This window comes from Streptomyces niveus, from assembly GCF_001723055.1.
GTDB classification, from domain to species: domain Bacteria; phylum Actinomycetota; class Actinomycetes; order Streptomycetales; family Streptomycetaceae; genus Streptomyces; species Streptomyces niveus.
On sequence record NZ_MDCR01000385.1, the window covers coordinates 1 to 1,871 of the forward strand.

General features: G+C 74.1%; 1 protein-coding gene. It reads left to right on the forward strand.

From position 1 onward, the window contains the following. A partial coding sequence (locus BHU15_RS33895; protein WP_069630629.1) for a glycoside hydrolase family 31 protein occupies positions 1-1,871 on the forward strand: 1,871 nt, incomplete at both ends.

Consider the following 1,871-nt stretch of genomic DNA (forward strand, 5'->3'; position numbering starts at 1 on the left):
CCGGTCATGCCCCGAGCCCGCACCGTCGTACGCGCTGGCGGGCGATCCGCCGGAGCCCGACCCACGGGCCGTGCTGGAGCCCGACAAGGACGGCGGCTGGCGGGTGGTGTCGGAGCGCGTGACGGTGGCGGTCTCCCGGCACGGCGCCGTGGAGGTGGCGACGCCGGGGGGTGTCGTGCTGCGGCGTGAGCTGCCGCCGCGTTGGTGGGAGCCGGTGGACGGCGGCGGTCCGGCACGCTGGGCGCAACGAGCCGAGGTGGCCGCCGACGCGCGCTTCTTCGGGCTCGGCGGAAGGGCGTCGGGCCCGCGGCTGCGCGACGGCGTGTACCGCCTGTGGAACACCGATCCGCGGGGCCGGTTCGGCCCCGGTGACGATCCGCTGTACATCACCATGCCGGTGCAGTTGGTGGTGGCGGACGCGGGGACGCACCTCGCCTTCTACGACAACTCGTGGGTCGGGCGCGTCATCCTTAAGGAGGGCGAGGAGGGCGCGGGCTCGGGGCATGACCGGCCGGGCACGTCCGAGCTCCGGATGGACGGCGGCCCGCTGCGCTGCTGGGTGCTGCTCGGCACGCCCGCGCGGGTGCTGCACGGCTGGACGGCTCTGACGGGGCTGCCGGCGCTGCCTCCTTCGTGGGCGCTGGGGCCGCAGCACGCGCGGTGGGGTTTCGGCGGGGCCGACGAGGTGCGGCGGATCGCGGCCGGCTACCGCGAACGCGGGCTGCCGTTGTCGGCGCTGCATCTGGACATCGATCACTACGACGGCCACCGGGTGTTCACCGTGGACCGGCGGCGTTTCCCCGATCTGCCCGGTCTCGCCAAGGAGTTGCGTGCCGAGGGGGTGCGGCTGGTGTCGATCGTGGATCCGGCGGTGAAGGCGGAGCCGGGGAACGAGACGTACGACAGCGGGGCGGCGGCGGGCGCGTTCGTCCGGGACGCGCGCGGTGACGACGTACGGGGAGAGGTCTGGCCGGGTGAGTGCGTCTATCCGGACTTCACCGATCCGGCGGTGCGCGAATGGTGGGGCTCTCTTTACGAGGAGCGGCTCGCGCAGGGCTTCTCGGGCGTCTGGCACGACATGAACGAGCCGGTGTCGTTCGCCCCCTTCGGGGACATGACGCTGCCTCTGTCGGCCAGGCACGCGCTCGACGGGCGGGGCGGCGATCACCGGGAGGCCCACAACGTGTACGGGCTGACGATGGGCATGGCCGGGTACGAGGGGCTGCGGCGGCTGCGGCCCGACGAGCGGCCTTTCCTCTTCTCGCGCTCCGGTTGGGCGGGGATGCAGCGGTACGGCGGGACCTGGTCCGGCGATGTGGAGACCGGCTGGCCGGGGCTGCGTGCCTCGCTGTCGCTGGTGCTGGGGCTGGGGCTGTGCGGGGTGCCGTACTCGGGTCCGGACGTGGGCGGTTTCACCGGGAATCCGTCGCCGGAGCTGTTTCTGCGCTGGTACCAACTGGGCGCGTATCTGCCGCTGTTCCGTACGCACGCGGCCATCGAAGCCGGGCGCAGGGAGCCGTGGGAGTTCGGTGACGAGGTGCTCGGCCACGCGCGTACGGCGCTCCTGGAGCGGGAGCGGCTGGGGCCGTACTTCATGACGCTGGCCCAGCTGGCGCGGCTGACGGGCGCGCCGTACGCCCGTCCGGTGTGGTGGGGCGCCCCGGAGGACCGGGCGCTGCGGGACTGCGAGGACGCGTTTCTGCTCGGGGACTCGCTGCTGGTGGCGCCGGTGCTGGAGGCCGGTACGGAGCGGCGCGCGGTACGGCTGCCCCGCGGGCGCTGGTACGACACGGCAACCGGGACCGCGTACGAGGGGCCGGGGCAGGTCCTGCTGGACGCCCCGCGCTCCCGGATCCCGGTGCTGGCGCGGG